Source organism: Xanthomonas hortorum (genome assembly GCF_011305375.1).
GTDB lineage: Bacteria > Pseudomonadota > Gammaproteobacteria > Xanthomonadales > Xanthomonadaceae > Xanthomonas > Xanthomonas hortorum_E.
The window spans coordinates 97,395-118,163 of sequence record NZ_VCME01000007.1 but is presented as its reverse complement, the minus strand read 5'-3'; the positions used below and the strand labels follow the sequence as shown (position 1 = coordinate 118,163).

General features: G+C 63.3%; 21 protein-coding genes. 12 read left to right on the top strand and 9 right to left on the bottom strand.

Annotation, left to right across the window (positions count from 1 at the left end):
• Window positions 1–225: 225 nt before the first annotated feature.
• Window positions 226–3,219, top strand: a complete 2,994-nt coding sequence (locus FFY45_RS08295) for a TonB-dependent receptor (RefSeq protein ID WP_176340067.1) — start codon at window positions 226–228, stop codon at window positions 3,217–3,219.
• Window positions 3,220–3,385: 166 nt separating this feature from the next.
• Here the strand turns inward: FFY45_RS08295 and FFY45_RS08290 are convergent, their stop codons facing one another.
• Both FFY45_RS08290 and FFY45_RS08285 read right to left on the bottom strand, forming a co-directional pair.
• Window positions 3,386–3,958 (bottom strand): pseudouridine synthase, encoded by a 573-nt coding sequence (locus FFY45_RS08290; RefSeq protein ID WP_176340066.1) that lies wholly within the window; start codon window positions 3,956–3,958, stop codon window positions 3,386–3,388.
• Between the two features lie 135 nt (window positions 3,959–4,093).
• Window positions 4,094–4,948 (bottom strand): class I SAM-dependent methyltransferase, encoded by an 855-nt coding sequence (locus tag FFY45_RS08285; protein WP_176340065.1) that lies wholly within the window; start codon window positions 4,946–4,948, stop codon window positions 4,094–4,096.
• Window positions 4,949–5,170: 222 nt separating this feature from the next.
• On the opposite strand from FFY45_RS08285, the gene FFY45_RS08280 reads away from it, so the two are divergent.
• The 4 genes from FFY45_RS08280 (at window position 5,171) to FFY45_RS08265 (ending at window position 8,613) form a co-directional block, all read left to right on the top strand.
• Window positions 5,171–6,142, top strand: coding sequence for an aldo/keto reductase (locus tag FFY45_RS08280; RefSeq protein WP_176340064.1), 972 nt, complete (start codon window positions 5,171–5,173; stop codon window positions 6,140–6,142).
• Between the two features lie 112 nt (window positions 6,143–6,254).
• Window positions 6,255–7,283 carry an NADPH-dependent curcumin/dihydrocurcumin reductase gene (gene curA, locus FFY45_RS08275; RefSeq protein ID WP_176340063.1) on the top strand — a complete coding sequence of 343 codons (1,029 nt, stop codon included), beginning with the start codon at window positions 6,255–6,257 and terminating at the stop codon, window positions 7,281–7,283.
• Between the two features lie 75 nt (window positions 7,284–7,358).
• On the top strand, window positions 7,359–8,162 hold the full coding sequence (gene dkgB, locus FFY45_RS08270) for a 2,5-didehydrogluconate reductase DkgB (RefSeq protein WP_176340062.1): 804 nt from the start codon (window positions 7,359–7,361) through the stop codon (window positions 8,160–8,162).
• Between the two features lie 148 nt (window positions 8,163–8,310).
• Entirely contained in the window at window positions 8,311–8,613 is a 303-nt protein-coding gene (locus FFY45_RS08265) for a hypothetical protein (RefSeq protein WP_023902203.1), read from the top strand.
• Window positions 8,614–8,678: 65 nt separating this feature from the next.
• Here FFY45_RS08265 and FFY45_RS08260 read toward each other — a convergent pair whose 3' ends face one another.
• A complete protein-coding gene (locus FFY45_RS08260) occupies window positions 8,679–9,086 on the bottom strand; it encodes a hypothetical protein (protein ID WP_176340061.1) in 408 nt (135 codons plus the stop codon).
• A 192-nt stretch (window positions 9,087–9,278) separates the two neighbouring features.
• Between FFY45_RS08260 and FFY45_RS08255 the strand changes: the two genes are divergently transcribed.
• Window positions 9,279–10,121, top strand: a complete 843-nt coding sequence (locus tag FFY45_RS08255) for a DUF2884 family protein (protein WP_176340060.1) — start codon at window positions 9,279–9,281, stop codon at window positions 10,119–10,121.
• A gap of 9 nt (window positions 10,122–10,130) precedes the next feature.
• Here the strand turns inward: FFY45_RS08255 and FFY45_RS08250 are convergent, their stop codons facing one another.
• The 3 genes from FFY45_RS08250 to FFY45_RS08240 form a co-directional block, all read right to left on the bottom strand.
• Window positions 10,131–10,832, bottom strand: a complete 702-nt coding sequence (locus tag FFY45_RS08250; protein ID WP_176340059.1) for an alpha/beta fold hydrolase — start codon at window positions 10,830–10,832, stop codon at window positions 10,131–10,133.
• Between the two features lie 164 nt (window positions 10,833–10,996).
• The gene (locus FFY45_RS08245; protein ID WP_023902199.1) at window positions 10,997–11,425 is read right to left on the bottom strand and encodes an organic hydroperoxide resistance protein; all 429 of its coding nucleotides are present in this window, start codon (window positions 11,423–11,425) and stop codon (window positions 10,997–10,999) included.
• Window positions 11,426–11,531: 106 nt separating this feature from the next.
• Window positions 11,532–11,993, bottom strand: a complete 462-nt coding sequence (locus FFY45_RS08240; RefSeq protein WP_176340058.1) for a MarR family winged helix-turn-helix transcriptional regulator — start codon at window positions 11,991–11,993, stop codon at window positions 11,532–11,534.
• Between the two features lie 143 nt (window positions 11,994–12,136).
• Here FFY45_RS08240 and FFY45_RS08235 point away from each other — a divergent pair, with 143 nt between their 5' ends.
• Together FFY45_RS08235 and FFY45_RS08230 are read left to right on the top strand one after the other, a co-directional pair.
• On the top strand, window positions 12,137–12,673 hold the full coding sequence (locus tag FFY45_RS08235) for a hypothetical protein (RefSeq protein ID WP_176340057.1): 537 nt from the start codon (window positions 12,137–12,139) through the stop codon (window positions 12,671–12,673).
• A complete protein-coding gene (locus FFY45_RS08230) occupies window positions 12,670–12,954 on the top strand; it encodes a hypothetical protein (RefSeq protein WP_176340056.1) in 285 nt (94 codons plus the stop codon). Before FFY45_RS08235 ends, FFY45_RS08230 begins: the two co-directional genes overlap by 4 nt.
• A 104-nt stretch (window positions 12,955–13,058) precedes the next feature.
• On the opposite strand, the gene zapE is transcribed toward FFY45_RS08230, so the two are convergent.
• Window positions 13,059–14,153 carry a cell division protein ZapE gene (gene zapE / locus FFY45_RS08225; RefSeq protein WP_176340055.1) on the bottom strand — a complete coding sequence of 365 codons (1,095 nt, stop codon included), beginning with the start codon at window positions 14,151–14,153 and terminating at the stop codon, window positions 13,059–13,061.
• An 84-nt stretch (window positions 14,154–14,237) separates the two neighbouring features.
• A complete protein-coding gene (locus FFY45_RS08220; protein WP_176340054.1) occupies window positions 14,238–14,900 on the bottom strand; it encodes an alpha/beta hydrolase in 663 nt (220 codons plus the stop codon).
• Between the two features lie 66 nt (window positions 14,901–14,966).
• On the opposite strand from FFY45_RS08220, the gene FFY45_RS08215 reads away from it, so the two are divergent.
• The 3 genes from FFY45_RS08215 (at window position 14,967) to FFY45_RS08205 (ending at window position 18,749) form a co-directional block, all read left to right on the top strand.
• The gene (locus tag FFY45_RS08215; protein ID WP_176340053.1) at window positions 14,967–15,839 is read left to right on the top strand and encodes a hypothetical protein; all 873 of its coding nucleotides are present in this window, start codon (window positions 14,967–14,969) and stop codon (window positions 15,837–15,839) included.
• A 432-nt stretch (window positions 15,840–16,271) separates the two neighbouring features.
• Window positions 16,272–16,754, top strand: coding sequence for a hypothetical protein (locus FFY45_RS08210; RefSeq protein WP_255171898.1), 483 nt, complete (start codon window positions 16,272–16,274; stop codon window positions 16,752–16,754).
• Between the two features lie 873 nt (window positions 16,755–17,627).
• Window positions 17,628–18,749 (top strand): hypothetical protein, encoded by a 1,122-nt coding sequence (locus FFY45_RS08205; RefSeq protein WP_176340052.1) that lies wholly within the window; start codon window positions 17,628–17,630, stop codon window positions 18,747–18,749.
• Window positions 18,750–18,917: 168 nt separating this feature from the next.
• On the opposite strand, the gene FFY45_RS08200 is transcribed toward FFY45_RS08205, so the two are convergent.
• Complete coding sequence (locus FFY45_RS08200) at window positions 18,918–20,243, bottom strand: GTP-binding protein (protein WP_176340051.1); 1,326 nt, start codon at window positions 20,241–20,243, stop codon at window positions 18,918–18,920.
• A gap of 61 nt (window positions 20,244–20,304) precedes the next feature.
• On the opposite strand from FFY45_RS08200, the gene FFY45_RS08195 reads away from it, so the two are divergent.
• Window positions 20,305–20,691 carry a MerC domain-containing protein gene (locus FFY45_RS08195; RefSeq protein WP_176340050.1) on the top strand — a complete coding sequence of 129 codons (387 nt, stop codon included), beginning with the start codon at window positions 20,305–20,307 and terminating at the stop codon, window positions 20,689–20,691.
• Window positions 20,692–20,769: the final 78 nt, after the last annotated feature.

Sequence of the window (20,769 nt, the reverse complement as noted above, 5' to 3'; positions counted from 1 at the left end):
GGCGTTGTCGTTTGTGGGATGCAGTCCATCGCGGTGCATTGATGTCACCGCGTGACACACCACCGCAATCACCATAGCCATTTGGCGTAGCGACATAACCACACTCCATTTCTGAATAGCGGGCTCGGCGGTGATTAATGTCCGCGGGGAGCCACACCGAGATCGGCGTCGCAATTGCGCGCTTGCGGGGTGCTCCCACCTCCCCACATCCAGAAGTGATTGTTCATGACCGTTCGCTCTCCCATCTTCCGGCCCAGCGCACTCGCGTTGGCGCTCCTGCTTGCCACTGCCTCACCGTTGGCCCTGGCTCAATCCACCACTGGCAGCATCGCCGGCCAGGCCCCTGCCTCGGCCAGCCGCGTTGTGGTGCGTAGCGATACCGGCCTCACCCGCGAAGTGGACGTCGATGCACGCGGCCGCTACGCCTTGGGCCAGTTGCCGTTGGGCACTTACTCGGTCGTGGCCAAAGATGCCGCCGGGAACGTGTTGAATACACGCGAGGCAGTGACGCTGACGGTGGGCACCACCACCGATGTGTCGTTCGGCGGGGTGACACAACTGGATGGCGTCAGCGTCACCGCCGATCGTGCGGCAGCCGCGATCGATGTCACCACCGTGGATTCGCGCACCGTCATCACTGCCGAGCAATTGCAGCGGTTGCCGCTTGGCCGTTCGGCCGAGGCGATCGCGCAGCTGGCACCGGGCGTGGTCGGCAACAGTGGCAGCGGCACCTATAGCGGCCCGAGCGGCGAGCAGTTGGTGAGCTTCGGCGGTTCTTCGGCTGCGGAGAACGCGTATTACATCAACGGCTTCAACACCACCGATCCGCTGCGTGGCCTGGGCGGCCTGACCCTGCCCTACGGCAGTATCGATCAGCTGGAGGTCTATACCGGTGGCTACAGCGCCAAATACGGGCGCTCCGATGGCGGCGTGATCAATGCCGTGGGCAAGCGTGGCACCAACGACTGGCACTTCGGTGGTCAGGCATTGTGGGAGCCGGCGTCTGCGCGCGCGGACAAGGACGATGTGCGCTACCCAGCAAATGGCGCGCTGTATCGCCCCGACAATCAGGACCGCCAATGGGTGTCCACCCAAAGCGTGTATGCCGGCGGGCCGTTGATTCAGGACAAGCTGTTCCTGTTCGGCTCCTATGAACTGGAGCGCCGCCAGGGCCGCGAACTGGACAGCGTGGAAGACACCAATGCCGACACCAGCTATCGATACGACCGCCCGCGCTGGTACGGCAAGCTGGATTGGAACATCACCGACAACCACCTGCTGGAACTCACCGGTGCCTCCAGCCGCAACGTGTATCGCGGCAGCATCTACAACTACGATTACGACGCGTTGAGTCGCGGCAGCCTGCGTGGCCAGGACGACACCACCAAGACCGGCGGCAATCTGTGGAGCGCCAAATACACCGGTTATCTCACCGACCGCCTCACCGTCAGCGCGCTGTACGGCAAGATGAAATCCGACGACTACGTCGGCAATCCTGCCTATGACAGCTCGCTGACGTTTCTGTCCAATGCCTCGCTGCAGAATCCCGCGCTCAATGGCGGCAACCCGATCACCAATGCGCAGACCACCTCATCGCTGGTCGATCCGGATCGCGGCAACCGCAGCGATAATTTGCGGCTGGATCTGAATTACGTCATCGGCCATCACTCGATCACCGTCGGGATCGACAACCAGAATGCACGCGCACTCAATCGCGGCTCGGTGTCCTCCGGCGATGGGTATTACTGGATCTACGGCCAGTCCAATCCGAATGTGCCGATCAGCACCGGCCTGGGCGTGCCGGCCACTGGCGGCATCGTCAATGGCGAAGACGGCTATTACGTGCGTCGCTATGTCTCCAGTTCGCTGGCCTCGGTGCGCTCGGCGCAACGCGCGCAATACATCGAAGACAACTGGCAGGTTAGCGACCGCCTATTGCTCAATCTTGGCTTGCGGCTGGATCAGTTCACCAACTTCAACCGCGATGGCGATGCCTACATCAAGCAGTCCAGCGGGCAATGGGCGCCGCGTCTGGGCTTCAGCTGGGACGTCGATGGCGACGGGCGTTTCAAGGTGTTCGGCAATGCGGGGCGTTACTACCTGGCACTGCCGCTGAATCCGGCCTTCAACGCGGCCGGTGCCACCTTGGCGACGTCGACGTATTACACCTATGGCGGCATCGATGCCAACGGCTATCCCACCGATCTGACCCAGTTCTCCGACCCGGTCTCATCCAACAACAATTACGGGATCCTGCCCGACCCCAAGACCGTGGCAACCTCCGGCATCAAGCCCTCGTTCCAGGACGAATTCATCCTGGGCTTTTCCAAGACGCTCGGCGACAGCTGGGTGTACGGCGCCAAGGCAACCTACCGTTTATTGCGCAGTGGCGTAGATGATTACTGCGATATCGATGCAGTATTGGCCAAGTCCGATGCGCTGGGCTACGACGTCACCAAGCAGAGCAATCCGGTCAGCTGCTGGCTGATCAATCCGGGCAAGGCCAACACCTTCACCCTGGTCGATACCGGCGGCAACTACGTCAGCGTGCCGCTGAGCAACGCCGAACTCGGCATGCCGGCCTTCAAGCGCAACTACTACGCGCTCAACCTGTCGCTGGAACATCCCTTCGACAGCCGCTGGTACGCCAAGGCCGACTACACCTTCTCGCGTAGCTACGGCACCACCGAAGGCCAGCTGCTCTCCAACATCGGCCAGACCGCGGTGGCCACATCGCAGGCCTGGGATTACGCGCAGCTGATGGAGCATACCAACGGCCCGCAGAGCAACGACCACACCCATCAGCTCAAGCTGTATGGCTATTACCAGATCACCCCGCAGTGGCTGGTGTCGGCCAACCTGGCCGTGGTTACCGGTGCGCCGTTCAGCCCGCTCGGCTCGTATGGCGCCGATCAGACCGACCCGGCCGGCTACGGCATCGCCTACCACTACTACCAGGGCCAACCCGCGCCTCCGGGCAGCCAGGGCCGCCTGCCGACGATGACGCAGCTGGACCTTGGCCTGGCCTATCGCCCCGGTTTTGGCGACGGCAAGCTCGGTTTCAATCTGGACGTGTTCAACGTGTTCAATACCCAGACCGCGCTGTGGCGTTATCCGTATTCGGAACTCGAACCCGGGCAGCCCAATCCACTGTACGGGGCGGCGAATGTGCGGCAGGCGCCGCGCTCGTTGCGGGTGAGCGTGAGCTTCGATTATTGAGGCTGCGTGCGGCTGACAAGGCGTTGCGAGCAAGCGTGTGTCGCACGGCGGTTGTGTCGATTGCTGCTGTCAGTCGCTTTTGAATGCACGCATCGCGGCCATAGGTCGCGGTGCGTTGTTGTGCCTCGATGCTGTGCACGGAACGAACGCTGAAAAACCAGAAAGCTCAGCGTCGCGTCCGGCTCGGCCGCGCGCTGTGAGTTTCGTCCGCACGCCACTGGCCGGGCGCCAGCGCATCCAACCTCCAGTCACCGATCGCCACACGGATCAGACGCAAGGTGGGAAGACCCACCGATGCGGTCATGCGCCGCACCTGACGGTTACGGCCTTCGGTGATCTGCAGTTCCAGCCACGCGTCGGGCACGGTCTTGCGCGCGCGTACCGGCGGATCGCGCGGCCACAGCTCCGGTGCCGGATCGAGCCTGCGCACCCTCGCCGGGCGGGTCGGGCCGTCGTTGAGCACCACGCCATCGCGCAAGGCCTGCAGTTGCGCAGGCGCAGGCGTACCTTCCACCTGCACCCAATAGGTCTTGGGTTGTTTGTGGCGCGGGTCGGTCAAGCGATGCGCCAATGCGCCATCGTCGGTCAGCAACAGCAGCCCTTCGCTGTCGTGATCCAGACGGCCTGCCGCATACACGTCGGCCGGCAAGCCGAATTCGGCCAGTGTCCGCTTGGGCGGCTGCGAGCGGTCGCTGAATTGCGACAGCACGCCATAAGGTTTATTCAACAACACCAACATGCCAATCCCGTTGCGTCAGAGCGATGCACAGCGCCGGCAAGACGCAATACTCGTGCGTGGCGTCATGCGTTGGTTGGCGGTGTGCAAACAGCTGCATGCCGAACGCGCACTGCGCGCCGGCATGCAGGCACTGCCTCACTGCTTGACGAACTTCAAGGTCATGCGGTCGCTCTCGCCGATCGCCTTGTACTTGGCGTCATCGGCCTTGTCGTGGCTGTTGCTCGGCGGCAACGTCCACACGCCACCGGCATAGTCCTTGGTGTCGCGCGGGTTCGCATTGACCTCGCTCTTGCCGGCCAGCTTGAAACCGGCCGCTTCGGCCATCGCAATCAACTGCGCCTGGCCCACGTAACCGCTCTTGTCGTCCGCCGGTACGTCGGTCTTGGCACGATGCTCCACCACGCCGAGTACGCCGCCGGGCTTGAGCACCTTGTAGAAGCCACTGAACATCGCCTCGGCATTACCGGCCATGCGCCAGTTGTGCACGTTGCGGAAGGTCAGCACCAGGTCGGCCGAATTGTCCACGCCAAACGAGGGCGTCTTCGGCACGTACGACACGAACGCGGGCTTGCCATACACCTGCGGCTTGGCCTGGAACTTCTTTTCCAGCTCGTCGCGCCCGCGCTGCGCGGAGTCGCGGCCACGGCCTTCCGGGACCGCCGCCGGGTCGACCACGGCTGCTACGTACTTGCCCTTTTCGCGCAGATACGGCGCCAGAATTTCCGAATACCAGCCGCCGCCCGGTGTGATCTCGATAACGGTCTGGGTCGGCTTGATGCCGAAGAACGCCAGCGTCTGACCCGGATGGCGATAGACATCGCGCTGCACATACACACGGTCGCGCCAGTTGCCGTCGATGGCCGCCTGCAGCGCCGCATCGGGCGCCGGCAGGGTTGCGCTATCGGCCGGTTTGATTGCCATTGCCAGCGGCGCGCTCATCGCCACTGCCATCCCCACCACACATGCACACACCAGCTTGTTGCGTATCATCACAGCGCCCTTTACGGGAAAAAGTAGCGCGAGCCTAGCATGCGATTTGGAGCCTGCCATGTGCAGGACTTCGCATGCTGCACTGCGCGCGACGCACCACATGTTCAAATTCTGTGAGGCATTGCGGCAGCTGGGCGGAACGCTGAATCCACGTTGGTGTCACACGCAACGCCGGCGTGCATGACTATCCTGTTCGGCAGTTTGGAATCAGGAGCTTTCACCATGACTCACTCCCGCGCGCTGGGCCGCTCCGGCCTGCAGATTCAACCGATCGTGTTCGGTGGCAATGTGTTCGGCTGGAGCGCCGATGAAGCGACCTCGTTTGCGCTGCTTGATGCCTTCGTCGATGCCGGTTTCAATCTGATCGATACCGCCGATGCCTACTCCGGCTGGGTGCCTGGCAACCATGGCGGCGAATCGGAAACCATCATCGGGCGCTGGCTCGCGCGCAGTGGCAAGCGCGACAAAGTGTTGATCGCCACCAAGGTAGGCAAGTGGAGCGAACATCCGGGCTTGTCGCCCGAAAACATCGCCGCAGCTGTAGAGGATTCGCTCACGCGTCTGCAGACCGATGTGATCGATCTATATCAGGCGCACGCAGACGACGAATCGGTTCCGCTGGAAGCCACGCTGGCTGCATTTGGCCGCTTGATCGAACAAGGCAAGGTGCGCGCGATTGGCGCCTCCAACTACAGCGCCGCACGCCTGCGCGATGCACTGGATATTTCCGAGCAATACACGTTGCCGCGCTACGAAAGCCTGCAGCCGGAATACAACCTCTACGACCGCGTCGGTTACGAGGCCGAGCTGGAACCGCTGGTGCGCGAGCGCGAGGTCGGTGTAATCAGTTATTACTCGCTGGCCAGCGGCTTTCTCACCGGCAAATACCGAAGTGCAGACGACGCCAACAAGAGCAGCGCGCGCGGTGCGTCGGTGGTCAAGCAGTACGTCAATCCGCGTGGCTTGCGCATCCTGCAGGCGCTGGACGATCTGGCCGCCACCCACACCGCCACACCCGCGCAGATTGCATTGGCCTGGCTGATCGCACGGCCGGGCCTGAGCGCGCCGATCGTCAGTGCCACCAGCGTGACCCAGCTGCACGACATACTGGCGGCAGCGCGTGTGTCGCTGAGCGCCGATCAGATTGCGCAGCTGGATAGCGCAAGCGCGCCGGATCCTTCCGAAGCCGCTTGACGCTTCGCCTCTACAGCGCATGTAACCCATCGCACGCACTCCCTCGCGCAGCCGCCGTGCGGCTGTGCTCCCTCGACCGCGCACGCGTGGTCCTTTCCGCGAGGAATTCCGCATGACATCGATCACCAACCGCCGCATCGTGCTGGCCTCACGCCCGCACGGCGAGCCAAGCGCCGACAACTTCCGCCTGGAAGAGGTCGCCTTGCCGCCCACCGGGCACGAGCAGATTCTGGTGCGCAATCGCTTTCTCTCGCTCGACCCGTACATGCGTGGACGCATGGACGAAGGCCCGTCCTACGCCGCACCGGTGGAGATCGACGCGGTGATGGAAGGCGGCACCGTGGGCGAAGTGCTCGAATCCCATCACCCCGACTATCAACCCGGCGATCTGCTTGTGCTGCCGGGCGGCTGGCAGACGCATAGCCTGTTCACCCCTGACACGCCATTGCGCAAGCTGCCCAAGGACGATGCCTTGCCGCTGAGCACCGCGCTCGGCGTGTACGGCATGCCCGGCTTCACCGCCTACGCCGGCCTGCATGAAATCGGCAAGCCGCAGGCGGGCGAGACCCTGGTGGTTGCGGCGGCCAGCGGCCCGGTCGGCGCCACCGTGGCGCAGCTGGCACGCCTGCAAGGGTTGCGCGTGGTGGCCATTGCCGGCGGCGAAGAAAAGGTGCGTTACCTGCGCGAGACGTTGCGCGTGGATGTGGCACTGGACCACCGCGCCGACGACTTTGCCGAGCAGTTGCGCGCCGCCACGCCGGACGGCATCGACATCTATTTCGAAAACGTCGGCGGCAAGGTGTTCGACGCGGTGTTGCCGCAGTTGAATGCGTTCGCACGCATCCCGGTGTGCGGCGTGATCGCCACCTACAACAGCCGTGGCCAGACGCTGCAGGGGCCGGACCGTCTGCCGGAGTTCATGGGTCAGGTGCTGCGCAAACGACTGACCGTGCGCGGCTTCATCCAGCACGATTTCATTCGCCTGATGCCCGCCTTCCTGCGCGAAATGGGCCAGTGGCTGCGCGAAGACCAGATTCAGTATCGCGAACACGTGCTGCATGGCCTGGACAGCGCACCGCAGGGCCTGATCAGCCTGCTACGTGGCGAAAACTTCGGCAAGGCCGTCGTCGCGCTCGACTAGCTCAACTCACAGCGCCCCGAACACTTCGCTTCTTACAAATCCCCATTCCCGAATCCCGTTACCAAAAGGAACACCATGACAGTCCCCGCATTCGGCCTCGGCACCTTTCGTCTCAAGGACCAGATCGTCATCGACTCGGTGCGCAATGCGCTGGAGTTGGGCTACCGCGCCGTCGATACCGCGCAGATCTATGACAACGAAGAGCAGGTCGGCCAGGCCATTGCCGCCTCCAACGTGCCGCGCGATCAGCTGTATCTGACCACCAAGATCTGGGTCGACAAGTTCGGCCGCGATGCCTTGCTGCCGAGCCTGCAGGAAAGCCTGCGCAAGCTCGGCACCGAGCATGTCGATCTCACCCTGATTCACTGGCCCTCGCCGAAAGATCAGGTGCCGATGCGCGAGTATCTGGAAGCGCTGGCGCAGGCAAAGCAGCAGGGCCTGACCCGCGCAATCGGTGTATCCAACTTCACCATCGCACTGATCAAGCAGGCCATCGAGATCCTGGGCGCCGATGCCATCGCCACCAACCAGATCGAAGTGCATCCCTACCTGCAGAACCGCACCCTGATCGCGTTCCTGCGCGAGCAAGGCATCCATGTCACCTCGTACATGACGCTGGCGGTCGGCGAAGTGTTGAAGGATCCGGTGATCCAGGCGATTGCCGCGCGCCACGACGCCACACCGGCACAGGTGACCTTGGCCTGGGCGTTGCAGCAGGGCTATTCGGTGATTCCGTCCTCGACCAAGCGCGACAATCTTGCAAGCAATCTCAAGGCGCAGTCGTTGCAGCTGAGCGAGCAGGACATGAGCGAGATTGCCGCACTCGACCGCGGTCAGCGCCTGGCCAATCCGAAGGCGATCGCACCCGACTGGGATTGAGTTCTCGGTTTTTCCATGTATCGGCATCGCCCGATAGGGGGGCATAACAGCCGCGACGACCGCTCGTCGTCGCGTGCTGGTTGCACGTGACAGGCGCTGCTACGGTGCCAGCCACAGGGGGGTAAGTCTCGACAACGGAGTCCTACCCATGCACACCGCATCCGTCTTGACCCGCCGCGTCGTCAACCTCGACGCAGAGATCGCCTATTGGCGCGATGTCCACGCCGAAGGCCATCTGGGCGGCTACGATTTTGCCGACTATGCCCGGCTGCTCAAGCTCGGCTACGACATTTATCTGGCTTACCCGCGCGCTACCGAGGCGCAGCTCTACCGCGTGTTGCAGGACGGCTTTTACCACTATCAACCGATGCTGTCGGTGCCCTGGGATGAGGCGCGCTGGATCGTGCGGCATGCCTGGCGGCATATGGAAGAGGCGGCCGTTCGGCACTGAAGCGGCGGCTCGAACAATTGCGCAGCCGCTCAGCCACGCAGTGCCGCAATAAACGCTTAGTTCAACTACCCCATCGCTATCGCCTGGCGATCGATGCGATGTTTTTCGGCCAATGCCTGCATGCCTTGCAGGGTGGCAGCGATCAGGCTGGCATACCGCAGCCGCCACAGATTGGCGCGGTCGTTGTCATCGTGGGTGCTGCCCAGGCCATCCAGCACCTGCGGCAGGCGCCGATCGGCCAACGCCGAGGCGGCCAGATAGGGCTTTGCCGGGGCGATCACATCCACCGGTTCGCGCCAGTCGTTGGCCACCTGCCGGGCGATGCCGGCCAGATGCGAGAGCTGGTGCATGCCGATCAGCGTCTCGTGCAACATCTCGCGGCAGGCCCATTGCCACAGCGCCACCTTTTCCGATGGATTCTGGGCGATCTCGGTCAGCGCCAGATCAACCTTTTCGATGCGTGAGTCGAGCATTGCGGAGCTCCGATGCTGCTGTGCAACATAATTCACACCATACGCCGTGAGAGTCAAGTGAGCCAGCCGCTAAAAAGATGTCAGCGCGCAGGTGCTCGACCCGCTTCACGCTTTTGCAGTTGCCGTTTGGTTCGGATAAAGGGGTGCGGCACCCTGACTTCCTGCCCATGGCGGTGCGCATCGCCACACGTGATGCTGGGGTCTTCCGATTCCCAGGCCGCCGCCATGCGCCCCACTGCCTTTCTCGCGCCGCTGTTATTGCTGGCGGCCTGTAGCGCGCAGGCCGAAACCGCCAAACCGCAGGTGTCTTCGCAGCAGTGCGAGGTCCGTACGTCCTACGACGTGCTGGCCGACAGCGGTGGCATCTGGCTACGCCGCAAACAGGGCGTGCCGCGCGAGATCTTTTTCCACGGTGGCGAGCTCAACGTGGATCGCCAACCGCAACCGGTCAGCGCTGCAGACGCGCAACTCCTGCGCGACATCGAGCACGGCGCCCGCACGCTGATGCCGGCAGTGACCGGCATCGCCCGATCGGTGGTCGACATCACCTTCGATGCGCTGGCCGGCGTGGTGCAGATGCTCACCGGCAGCACGCGCCAGGAGCGCAAGGTGGAGCGGCTGCGCGTCACCGCACTTGCGCAGGTCGATACCACCCTGGGGCGTGGGCGCTGGGAGCAGGAGCTGTTCGACGAACACTTCGAAGCCAACGTCGAACAGGCCGCAGAAGAGTTGGCCGGCGGCCTGACCCGCAGCGTGATGTGGACGGTGATGACCGGACGCACCGCGCAGCTGGAGCGACGCGGGGAGCAATTGGACGCGCGCATGGAACAGCAGATGCAGGGACGCAGCGAAGCATTGGAGGCGCAGGCGCGGACCTTATGCACGCAGGTAGAAGCGTTGTACGCGGTGCAACAGGCGCTGGAGTATCGCTTTCATGGCGAGCGCTTGCAGATGCTGGAACTCAATCAACATCAGCAGAAAGAGCACGACGATGCGCCGGTTTCCAACGGCGTGGTGGTGACGGCTGCGCACTGAGAGCGCGTATCAGGCCAGCAGCCATTCCCGCAGCGCATCCGATACCGCCTGCGGCTGCTCCAATGGCGACAGATGGCCACACGCAGGTACTTGCACCAACTGCGCCTGCACGGCGAGCGCAGTCATTTCCTCGTGCAACGCAGGCGGGGTGATCGTATCGTCCTGGCCGCACAGCACGAGCAGCGGGCCGGTGTAAGCGCGTAGCAACGCGCGACCATCTTCCCGCTCCAGCCGGTTCTGGCGCACGAAGACCTCTACGCCCAGGCGCTGGGTCATGCCGCGCACGCGTTCCAGCAAGGCCGCGTCCTGCCAGCGCGATGGATGCACGTAATGCCGCATCAGCCGCTCGCCGAATCCAAGAAACGTCTTTCCGCCACGCACGCTCGCTTCCTGCGCGCGCCGTTGCGCGACACGCTCGGGCGAATCGGCACGTGCGGAGGTATCCAGCAAGGCCAGCCGCTCCACACGCTCGGGCGCGATGCGCAGGATTTCCTGCGCCACATAGCCGCCCAACGAGAAACCGGCCAATGCAAAACGCGGCGGCATCTGCGCCAGCACCTGCGTCGCCAGCGCGCGCATGCTCTCGCCCTGGGTGATGTCGCCGACCACGCACTCGGCAACCTCGGCCAATGCCACGCGCTGCGCGTGCCACAGCTGCGCATCGTTGAGCAGGCCCGGCAGCAGCAACAAGGTGGGACGCGGCGCGCTCATGCGCAGAAGAGTCCGGTCGGCGCCGGCGAAACAAGCACTGTCATCGCCGTAGTGTGCCGCGCGGCTGCAGGCATCGCCAGCACGTCCAAACGAATGCGGCCCGACGCATGCGCCGGGCCGCTTCTGACACTGCTACGCGATGTGCGCGGCAGCACTGGCTTGGATCAGGCCAGGGTCAGGGTGACGTCGATGTTGCCGCGCGTGGCGTTGGAGTACGGGCAGACCTGGTGGGCCTTGTCGACCAGCGCCTGCAGTTCGGCCTTGTCCATGCCCGGCACCGCGATGCGCAGCTCCACCGCAATACCGAAGCCACCCGGAATCTGGCCGATGCCAACGCTGCTGTCGATGCTCACTTCGCCCGGCAGCTTGAGCTTGTCCTGACCTGCAACGGCTTTCATCGCGCCGATGAAGCAGGCCGCATAACCGGCAGCGAACAGCTGCTCCGGGTTGGTGCCGTCGCCGCCAGCGCCGCCCAGCTCGCGCGGGGTGGACAGCTTGGCGTCCAGCGCCTTGTCCGAGGACACGGCGCGGCCTTCGCGGCCGCCGGTTGCGGTGGCGTGGGCGGTGTAGAGGATCTTTTCAGGTGAGGCCATGGTGGTTCTCCAGAGTGAGCGCTCGCGGCGCAGGATGTAATTGAATCGTTGACGATTGAATCGTGTGCGACATGTAAATCAAGAACGTAGGTACGGGTGGGTCGACTCACGCCGTGCCGAGGCTGGAGCGTAGCTTTTCCAGTTCCTGCTTGAGTTGACGCAGTTCGTCCAACGAGCATGCCGACGCACAGAACACCTGCTCCGGCACCGCGCCCGCCTTGCTGCGCAAGGCGCGACCGGCGTCGGTCAGCCCGATGATCACCTGACGCTCGTCGCTGACGGCGCGCGTGCGCGTCACCAGGCCAGCGGCCTGCAAGCGCTTGAGCAGCGGCGTCAGCGTGGCCGAGTCCAGGTACAGGCGCTCGCCGATCTCCGACACGCTACGGCCATCGGTCTCCCACAGCACCAGCATCACCAGGTACTGCGGATAGGTCAGGTCCAACGCCTTCAGCAGCCCGCGGTAGAGCTTGTGCATCGCCAGGTTGGCCGAATACAGCGCAAAGCACAGCTGGTTGTCGAGCTGCAGCAGCGCGTTGGTCCGGGCGGTAGTGGCTGTGGCGGTGTCCATGGCTGCATTTTACATAGCGCGCTATTTAATAGCAAGCGATTTTATTCGCTCTTGAGAAAAATCCGCAATGTGCTGCAGCCGTGCAGCTGCCGGCCACCTGAGTTATAAGTAATCGGGAACCCTGCTCGTATCGCCAGAATCGTATGTCCGACCTCACATCTGTCCTCCGATCACTTCACCTGAAGGGCAAAACATCACCTCTGGTGAAAGACATGCCGGCCGTAAAGCTGGCGGCTGCCAAAGAGCTGGTAGCAGCCGGCGTCATGTCAGACGCGATCGTGCTCGGGGCCGACGATGGCTATGCGGTGCAACTGCTTGCGCGCGACCATAGCCGGCGCCTGCTCATCTCCAAATTGGGAGAGCCGCGCACCTTTGCCGGGATCGAGGCTGCAGCCAAAGCGTTGCACCAGATCGGCATCCACAGCTACCGCGTCGACAATACCCGGCAAGCGGATCCGGCAAACAATGTGCGCATCAGATTGCGCAAGCGCGCAGATCAGCAGAGCCGCATCGCGGGCGTGCACAAGGATGCTGCGTATCTGCGGTTTTTGACCGACCGCACGCGCTCTGCCGTGGAGGCCGCCGATGCCAATCCGGCTGACTCGCTGACAGGCCAACACGCACGTGATCGCTTGCAGGCATTGAAACAGCAGGCCAGGAAACACATCGCCAAGACATGACCGTGTACTGGACGCTACGCGCGGACGAAGCCAGGGTCGAGTACTGGGTCGGTTGCATGGACGCGACCAACGAAGGCACTGCAGACGCACAGGATCAGCGAATATACGACAAGGGCCAGACCCTTGATGGCGTCATGACCCATCGCAAAGGCGTGCAGCCAGGAACCTATCTGGCGCCCGCCTGCAGCGGAAAATTTACTCTGATCTATCGCCGATTTCCGAACGGCGATGCCGAAATCCTCGACGTTGTCCCGAGCCGCAGTAACTGGGAAAGTCCCTGACGGCTACGGTGCACGCGCGATGACGTTGCTGCCCCAGCAAGATCGCAGGCCAGCAAAGCAATCCGTGCAGTGCGCCTTTGGCCTACGCATGTCACGCAATCAACTCACGCCCGATGCGCAGTGGCCAGATATTCGGCGCTCTGCATCTCGATCAAACGCGAGGCGGTGCGCTCGAAGGCGCCGGCCAGGCGCTGGCCGCTGTACAACGCGGGCGGCGCGTCCTGCGCGGTGCAGACCAGATTGACGTGGCGGTCGTACAGCTCGTCGATCAGATTGACGAAACGGCGCGCCGCGTCCTCGTTCATGCGGTCGAAATGCGGAATGCCACCCAGCATCACCGTGGTGAATTCGCGCGCGATCTCGATGTAGTCGCCCGGGCCGCGCGGGCCTTCGCATAGCGCGGCAAAGTCGAACCAGGCGATGCTCTTGCCGCGTGCGCGCACCGCGATCTTGCGCGCTTCGATTTCGATATTGCCGCCACGTGCCTCGGCATTTCCGCTCAATTCGCTCCAGCGCTGGCTGAGCCACTCATCGGCCTGCGCATCCAGCGGCGCGCGGTACACCGGCGAACGCGTCAATGCGCGCATGCGGTAATCCTCGGTGCCTTCGGCATACAGCTCGACGCAGAACTTCTGCAGCAAGCCGATCGCCGGCATGAAGCTGTCGCGCTGCAAGCCATTGGCGTAGAGGTTTTCCGGCGCGGTGTTGGAGGTGGTCACCAGGGTCACACCTTCGGCGAACAAACGTTCCAGCAAGCGCGCCAGCAACATCGCATCGCCGATATCAGTGACAAAGAATTCGTCCAGCACCAGCACGCGCAGATTCTCGCGCCACTGCTGGGCGATCTTGGCCAACGGGTCGCTTTGCCCGGCGTGCTCGCGCAATTGCTCGTGCACGCCGCGCATGAACCTGTGGAAATGCGTGCGGTATTTCTGCTTGATCGGTAGGCCGTCGTAGAACAGGTCGACCAGGAAGGTCTTGCCGCGCCCCACCCCACCCCAGAAATACAGGCCGCGCACCGGCTCGGGCTTTTTCCAGAAGGCCGACAGCCGGTCCAGCCAGCCGTCCTGCGCGCTGTCCACCAAGGCCTCGTGGATACGGTCCAGCTCCGCCAACGCCGCCTGCTGCGCTGGATCGGCGCGCCAGTCGCCGCGTTGTACGCCGGCGGCGTAGCGCTGCGACGGGGTCATCTCAGTCATCGTGTTCTCCGCGGGCCGGCTGCTGCCAAGCCCGCTTAACGGCGCATCGCAGAGCGATACGCCTATGCGTGGGCCATGCCGCGGTCAGACTGCGGCCGGCAACCAGCGCCGGACACCATGCTGGATCGCACCGCGCAGGTCGATCAATTTGCGGTGGAAGAAGTGGCTGGTGTCGGGCATGCGCACCAGCTCGGGTTGCTGCTCCAACGTGTCCAGCCAGTCGTAGACCGCCTGCGGGTCGACGATTTCATCGGCATCGCCCTGAATCACCAACCAGTGCGCAGGCGGCTGCATGTCGCTGAAATCCCAGCGCCCGGCCGGCGGCGCGATCGAGATCAACACCTGCGGTTCGAGCGAGCCGGCAGCGCGCAACGACACGTAGGCGCCAAAGCTGAAACCGGCCAGCCACAACGTGTCGCCCGGGCGCTGGCTGCGCACCCACGCGGCAACCGCACGCAGATCGTCCTGCTCGCCGTCGCCATGATCGAAGCTGCCGGCCGAGTTGCCGACACTGCGGAAATTGAAGCGCACCACGGTGATGCCCAGCTCGCGCAACGCGCGCGCGGCCATGGTGACGACCTTGTTGTGCATACTGCCGCCCTCGGTGGAGAGCGGATGGCAGACGATGGCGGTGACCGGTTGCACAGCGACGTCCGGCTCGGGCAGATCGACCGCGATATCGAGCGGGCCGACCGGCCCCTCCAACGTCAACGCAGCCGATTCGGTGGGGAATGGGAGATTGGACATGCCCTCATAATAGCCGCCCCGCCGGCCGCGTTCATCGCCCTGCCTGCACACTTCGTTGCGTTGCCTATGTATTTCCTGCTGTTTGCCGTTGTTTGCAGTGTCCTGGTGTCGGTGCTTCTCAAGTTGGTGCCGCGCTATCGCCTGGATGCTGCCCAGACCATCACCTGGAACTACGCCACCGCTGCCGTCCTGGCGTGGCTGTTGCTGGATCCTGCGTTGGACACGTTGCATGCGCCGTCCACACCGTGGGCAGCATTGCTGGCGCTTTCGGTTGCGCTGCCGTCGATCTTCATGCTGCTGGCGCGCGCCGTGACCACCGCCGGCATCGTGCGTACCGAGATGGCACAACGTTTGTCGTTGCTGCTGTCGTTGGCGGCGGCTTTCACCCTGTTCGGCGAGCCGTTCAACGGATGGAAGCTGACTGGACTGGGCATGGGCCTGCTGGCCATCGTATGCATCGTGCAACGCGCAGATCCGCGCGACCGCGCTGCGCCGGCTCCCTCGGCTGCGTGGCTGTGGCTACTGGGTGTGTGGATGGGCTTTGCACTGATCGATCTGTTGCTCAAGACCATCGCGCAGGCCGGTACGTCGTCGCTGACCTCGCTGACGCTGTGCTTCGCCATCGCCTTCGTCCTGATGTCGCTGCTGCAGGGGCTGCGCTGGACACGCGGCGTGCGGATGGACGGCCGCAACGTCGTGGCCGGCGTGCTGCTGGGCATGCTCAATTTCGGCAACATTTTTTGCTATGTGCGCGCCCATCAAGCATTGCCGCACAGCCCCGCTACGGTCTTTGCGAGCATGAACATCGGCGTGGTCGTCCTTGGCGTACTGGTGGGCGCGCTCGGGTTCAAGGAGCGTATCGGTACACGCGTACGCGTGGGTCTGCTGCTGGCGGTCCCGGCGATCGCCGCCATCGCATGGGGCATGTACACCGATTGAAAACATCAGCCGTTCGGTTAGTGGGCCGTTTGTTCGCAGCGTACCGGGTTCGGTAAAACAAGCTCGATACCGTAGCGACCACACACAGGGCTTGTCGTCCGGTTGGAGTGGGTCATGCGGCTGAATCCCTGGTTGAAAGAACGGCAGGCAACGAGCGCTGCCGCAGATGCAACCGGTGCCTCCGGCTCAGGCACGTCGCGGCTGTTTGCCCAACCGCGCAGGCTGCCTGCGGCGCCTGGCGGCGTAAATTTGCGGCATGCGGCTGCCGCACGACAGGAGCAAGCACCTGCCTGCACGCTTCAACGGACGCAGCAACAGGCAGCGCAGGCCTGGTTTCCATCATCGCCGTGCTTGGCTGGTGTTGCGTCCCACGCATCGCCGCCGAGCGATGCACGATTGCCTCGCGCTGGGATGCGGTCTCTGTTGCAAGGCATGAACCGCCGCCTGATACAACTCAACACGCAATACCACGCCATTACCACGCGCTTGTTTCTTGAGGAGCGCCAGGCGATGCCGCAGGAACAACGCGTGCTCGATCAACGCAATCGTCTATTGGCGCGGCGCAATCAGGTACGCGACAGTCAATTGGAGTTTCTGCTGCAAGCACTTGCACCGTTGGAGCAAGTAGGTGCCCCGAACACGACAGCCGACCAGCTGACGAATACGCACAACGATGCGATGCAGCGCGCTCACGTGCGATCGCTGGCACTGCACGCGATGGCTCGCTCGACCTGCCTGGCCGAGGTCTTCAGGCATGCCGAAGTGCAGCTGGATGGCTTGCAGGAAAGCGCTGCGCCGTGCGAGCGGATCCTGAAACTGCAACGGCTCATGCAAAGCTACCGCACCCTGGCGGCTCCGATAAATGACCTGAAGGAAGTCAACCAACAGCGGAAGCAGGGCGACGGACATGCATGACCACGTTGTTGGATACCTCGACGCCGAGCCGAAGGCGGCACCTGCAAGCGCGGCGATCGCCTGCGGCGTGCACATCGATTGAGAGTGACATTTCGGCTTGCGCGACGCCGGTTCGCAGCCTGCATCACGCCATCGGAGGCGGTCGCTACTGTGGGCACATACGACCGACAGGAGTTCGTCATGCGTCTGAAACTGTTTTCGAGCAGCCGCAGTCAGATCGCTCCAGAACCGCCCAGCCCCGCCTCGACCACTACTACAAAGAACCTTGAGACGACCACGCAGCATCCGCTGTCTCAAGCGCACAAGCGCAGCAAACCGCAGGGCACGGCGAAAACATCTACCCAAGCCTTTCTTGCGTCCGCGCACAAATCATTCGAGTCCTTGCGCAAGCAGCTGCCGTCAATGCACATGAGTTCCTCAGCGCTACGGCCAACGCGCACCTCAGCTGCGCCCAGGCCTTACGTGACGCAGGTGGTCACACCAGCTCGCCCACCGCAAAGGCATGGCGCGCAGCCCGTTGTCGATGCACGCCGGCAGCAGCCTGCTCCACAGGCCACCGGGCCGGCGCGCGTCAAAGGGCCGGAACCACAGCGGACTGTCTCGATACCGCGGCCAGCTCCGATCAGGCAGGCACCTATCCCGATAGTTTCTCCGCCACTGGCGACATCGCCGGTCATGCCCGGACCCGGGCATGTGCAGCAGGCACAGCAGCGGCAACCTCGCACCGAACACGGATTGCAAGGGCCCATTTCCAACGCAAGGCATCGCGAAACCCCGCAGCAGCCGAAGCCGCGACACAACGCGGGGAGTGCGCGATCTGTGCCGCCTGCAGTAGAGCCAGCGTCGTCGACAGTGGCCTCTCCGCGCGCGCACATGGAACGGCAACCCTCGCTACGCCGCTTGACTCAGGATTTTGCGGAGATCAACAAACGCTACAACGAGATCAGCAAACAGCTGTTTGTTGAGGATCGCGATGCAACGCCAGCAGAAGATCAGGTGATAGAGCAGCGTTATGCGCTGCTCGCCAAGCGCAATGAAGTCCGCGACAGCGAGCTCAATGCACTGTTGGCCGCACTCGCACCGATGCAAGACATCTCTGCACCACACGCCACGACCGGCGCGATACCGCAGTTTGCCAGGGAACATAATCAGCGCGAGTTGAAATCGCTTGAGAAAGAACTCCAGTTTGTTGACGAAGAGGTGCTGAAAAAATATTACACGCGCGCAGCGCGGCGCCTAGACAGTCTGGAGGAAAGCGGCGCATCGCCTGCTAAGATGCGCCAACTGAAGCGCATGATGCAGGGTTACCAGAACATGCTTGCCCTGAAGGAAGCGGGGAAAGTGCAACTGGCATCTTCCAACAATCTGCGCCGTGCTGATGGGCAGCGCTCGCAGCACGCGGCGTCTGATGCACGTTCGGCAACGCAATTGCAAGCCCCCCTCCCCCAGCAAATGCGCCGTGATAAGAGGCAGCATCCGCAGCATACCGTGCCAACACCACAGCTCGTACCGGTCGCACCCACACTATCGCAAGGCCGCGTTCCTCAGCTCGAAACATTATTGGCCGCGCTCGCACCAGTTGAAGACATTCCTGCACCGAAACCCATCACTCTTCCCTTCAACAGCGCCAAGTCATGGGTCAAAGACAACGCAGTCGCGGTGAACTTCAACAGCGCCAAGTTATGGGAGTTCATCAATAAAAACATCGATGGCGATATGTTAAAGAAGAATTATGCGCTCGCCGAGCGGTACCTGGAGTCCCTTGAAGAAGGCGCCATGCCCTCCCCCGGGATAGCGCGTCTTCGACGCATGATGCAGGGCTACAAGAATCTGGTTTCTCTGAAGAATATCACCGAGCAAACAGACAACCATCTGCATAAAATTGGAGCGCCGCGACAGATGTCATTGATGCCAACCACAGCGCAAGAGCGTAAGCGGTCCTACGACATAGAACGTAACGACCATCAAGAGGCAATCGACAATGGTTATTTGTGAGAGTCGAAACTCGGCACGCCCCTGCAGCCACGCGGTCAGCGCAGATGCCGCCAGCAATAGGCGCCCATGTGGTTTGCATCCTGCACGCCACGAAAGGTTTTGCACAGCGTGTAGCCGATGACATACGGTCTGCCGGCGGGCTGACTTTGGCAGTATGACCAAGTCGCTTCACCGCTCCCAATGCGGAAACGGATCATCCAGCAACTGCCAGTGCGCAGGGCCTTGGCGCAGTTCGTGATCGCTGAGCAGGCACGCATCCAGCGCAGCGCGCGTGCCCGGCGCATCCATGTCCACGCCGATCACCGCCAGCTCCTGGCGTCGGTCGCCCCATAGCGGATGCCATAGCCGCTGCATCGCGGCGTATTCGCTGGCATCGCCCACTTCGTGCAATTGCGGCAGCGGCGCGGTCCAGCACTGGGTCTGCTGACGCTGCCAGCCGATGTCGGTGTACGGCAGCGGGGTGATGCCAGTCTGCAACAGCACGCCGACCAATTGCGCATCCACGCGATGGCGTGCGGCGAACCAGAAACCGGCCGCGTTGGTCTGGGTGGCACCGCCCACGCTGGACAACTCGCCCACCCAATCCATGCGGCTAGCCAGCCAGAAAAAGCCCTTGCTGCGGATCACCTGCGGCAGGCCGCTATGCACCATGCGCGCGAAGCGCTGCGGATGAAACGGCCGGCGTGCGCGGTACACGAAACTGCTGATGCCGTATTCCTCGGTTTCCGGCGTGTGCTGGCCGCGTAGTTCCTGCATCCAGCCCGGCGCCAGTTGCGCGCGGGTGAAATCGAAGCGCCCTGTATCGAGCAGCTGGTGCAATGGCACATCGCCGTGCGCCGCATCCACAATCGCCGCTTCACGATTGAGCGCACGCAATACCGCGCGCAGCCGCATCAGTTGCTGCGCATCGATACGGTCGCATTTGCTGATCACCAGCACGTCGGCGAACTCCACCTGTTCGCCCAGCAACTGCACCAGCCCGCGGGTGTCGTCCGGGCCGGCTTGCTGGCCAAGCTCTGCCAGCGTGGCGGCCGAACCGAAATCCTGCAGAAAGCGGCTGCCGTCCACCACCGTCACCATGGTGTCGAGCCGCGCGATATCCGACAGGCTGAAGCCATCGGCATCGCGCACCGCGAAGGTGGCCGCCACCGGCATCGGCTCGGCGATGCCGGTCGATTCGATCAACAGATAGTCGTAGCGCTTCTGCTCGGCCAGCCGCCGCACTTCCTGCAACAGGTCGTCGCGCAGCGTGCAGCAGATGCAGCCGTTGCTGAATTCCACCAGCGTCTCTTCGGTGCGTCGCAAGGCCGCGCCGCCGTCGCGCACCAGCTGCGCGTCGATGTTGACCTCGCTCATGTCGTTGACGATCACCGCCACGCGCAGGCCGTCGCGGTTATGCAGGATGCGGTTGAGCAAGGTGGTCTTGCCGGCACCGAGGAAGCCGGACAGCACGGTGACGGGAAGACGTGAATCGCGCTTGGGGGACAGGGACATCCTGAGAGCCTGGCTGGAGTGAAATGTTACTATATAACACTTACTCGACAGGACACGCTCCATGCGCGTTACCGCTTCTGTGCTGGATCGCTCGGCTATCGCGCTGTCCAGCCTGTGTCTGCTGCACTGTCTGGCCCTGCCGCTGCTGGCCGCCGCACTCCCGCTGCTAGGCACCTGGAGCCGGGCCGAATGGGTGCATGTGGTGTTCGCCACCGCCGCCGTGCCGCTCAGCGGCTGCGCGCTGTGGAGCAGCCATCGCCGACACGCACTGCCCGCGCCGGTGTGGGCATTGGCGGCATTCGGACTGGCCGGCCTGGTGCTCGGCGCAAGCGGGGTGGCCGGCGGCACGCTGGAAACCCCGATCACGGTGACCGGCAGCCTGCTGCTGGCCAGCACGCACCTGGTCAATCTGCGGCTACGTCGCCGCGCGGGGCATTGCGCGAACTAGGTGCAAGCCCCGCGTGCGCTCGCGGCCTGCTTTTTTCCATGGCAGCGCAGCAGCGCGCGAAAACTACGCTGCAGACAG

Bases quoted from the DNA above. Each gene is read 5' to 3' on its own strand.
- FFY45_RS08240 (WP_176340058.1), bottom strand. From the start codon at position 11,993: ATGGACACCGCCACAGCCACTACCGCCCGGACCAACGCGCTGCTGCAG.
- FFY45_RS08245 (WP_023902199.1), bottom strand. From the start codon at position 11,425: ATGGCCTCACCTGAAAAGATCCTCTACACCGCCCACGCCACCGCAACC.
- FFY45_RS08210 (WP_255171898.1), top strand. From the start codon at position 16,272: ATGAACCGCCGCCTGATACAACTCAACACGCAATACCACGCCATTACC.
- FFY45_RS08295 (WP_176340067.1), top strand. From the start codon at position 226: ATGACCGTTCGCTCTCCCATCTTCCGGCCCAGCGCACTCGCGTTGGCG.
- FFY45_RS08205 (WP_176340052.1), top strand. From the start codon at position 17,628: ATGGAACGGCAACCCTCGCTACGCCGCTTGACTCAGGATTTTGCGGAG.
- FFY45_RS08195 (WP_176340050.1), top strand. From the start codon at position 20,305: ATGCGCGTTACCGCTTCTGTGCTGGATCGCTCGGCTATCGCGCTGTCC.
- FFY45_RS08215 (WP_176340053.1), top strand. From the start codon at position 14,967: ATGTATTTCCTGCTGTTTGCCGTTGTTTGCAGTGTCCTGGTGTCGGTG.
- FFY45_RS08290 (WP_176340066.1), bottom strand. From the start codon at position 3,958: ATGTTGGTGTTGTTGAATAAACCTTATGGCGTGCTGTCGCAATTCAGC.
- dkgB (WP_176340062.1), top strand. From the start codon at position 7,359: ATGACAGTCCCCGCATTCGGCCTCGGCACCTTTCGTCTCAAGGACCAG.
- FFY45_RS08280 (WP_176340064.1), top strand. From the start codon at position 5,171: ATGACTCACTCCCGCGCGCTGGGCCGCTCCGGCCTGCAGATTCAACCG.
- FFY45_RS08250 (WP_176340059.1), bottom strand. From the start codon at position 10,832: ATGAGCGCGCCGCGTCCCACCTTGTTGCTGCTGCCGGGCCTGCTCAAC.
- FFY45_RS08265 (WP_023902203.1), top strand. From the start codon at position 8,311: ATGCACACCGCATCCGTCTTGACCCGCCGCGTCGTCAACCTCGACGCA.
- FFY45_RS08235 (WP_176340057.1), top strand. From the start codon at position 12,137: ATGTCCGACCTCACATCTGTCCTCCGATCACTTCACCTGAAGGGCAAA.
- FFY45_RS08200 (WP_176340051.1), bottom strand. From the start codon at position 20,243: ATGTCCCTGTCCCCCAAGCGCGATTCACGTCTTCCCGTCACCGTGCTG.
- FFY45_RS08260 (WP_176340061.1), bottom strand. From the start codon at position 9,086: ATGCTCGACTCACGCATCGAAAAGGTTGATCTGGCGCTGACCGAGATC.
- zapE (WP_176340055.1), bottom strand. From the start codon at position 14,153: ATGACTGAGATGACCCCGTCGCAGCGCTACGCCGCCGGCGTACAACGC.
- FFY45_RS08230 (WP_176340056.1), top strand. From the start codon at position 12,670: ATGACCGTGTACTGGACGCTACGCGCGGACGAAGCCAGGGTCGAGTAC.
- curA (WP_176340063.1), top strand. From the start codon at position 6,255: ATGACATCGATCACCAACCGCCGCATCGTGCTGGCCTCACGCCCGCAC.
- FFY45_RS08255 (WP_176340060.1), top strand. From the start codon at position 9,279: ATGCTGGGGTCTTCCGATTCCCAGGCCGCCGCCATGCGCCCCACTGCC.
- FFY45_RS08220 (WP_176340054.1), bottom strand. From the start codon at position 14,900: ATGTCCAATCTCCCATTCCCCACCGAATCGGCTGCGTTGACGTTGGAG.
- FFY45_RS08285 (WP_176340065.1), bottom strand. From the start codon at position 4,948: ATGATACGCAACAAGCTGGTGTGTGCATGTGTGGTGGGGATGGCAGTG.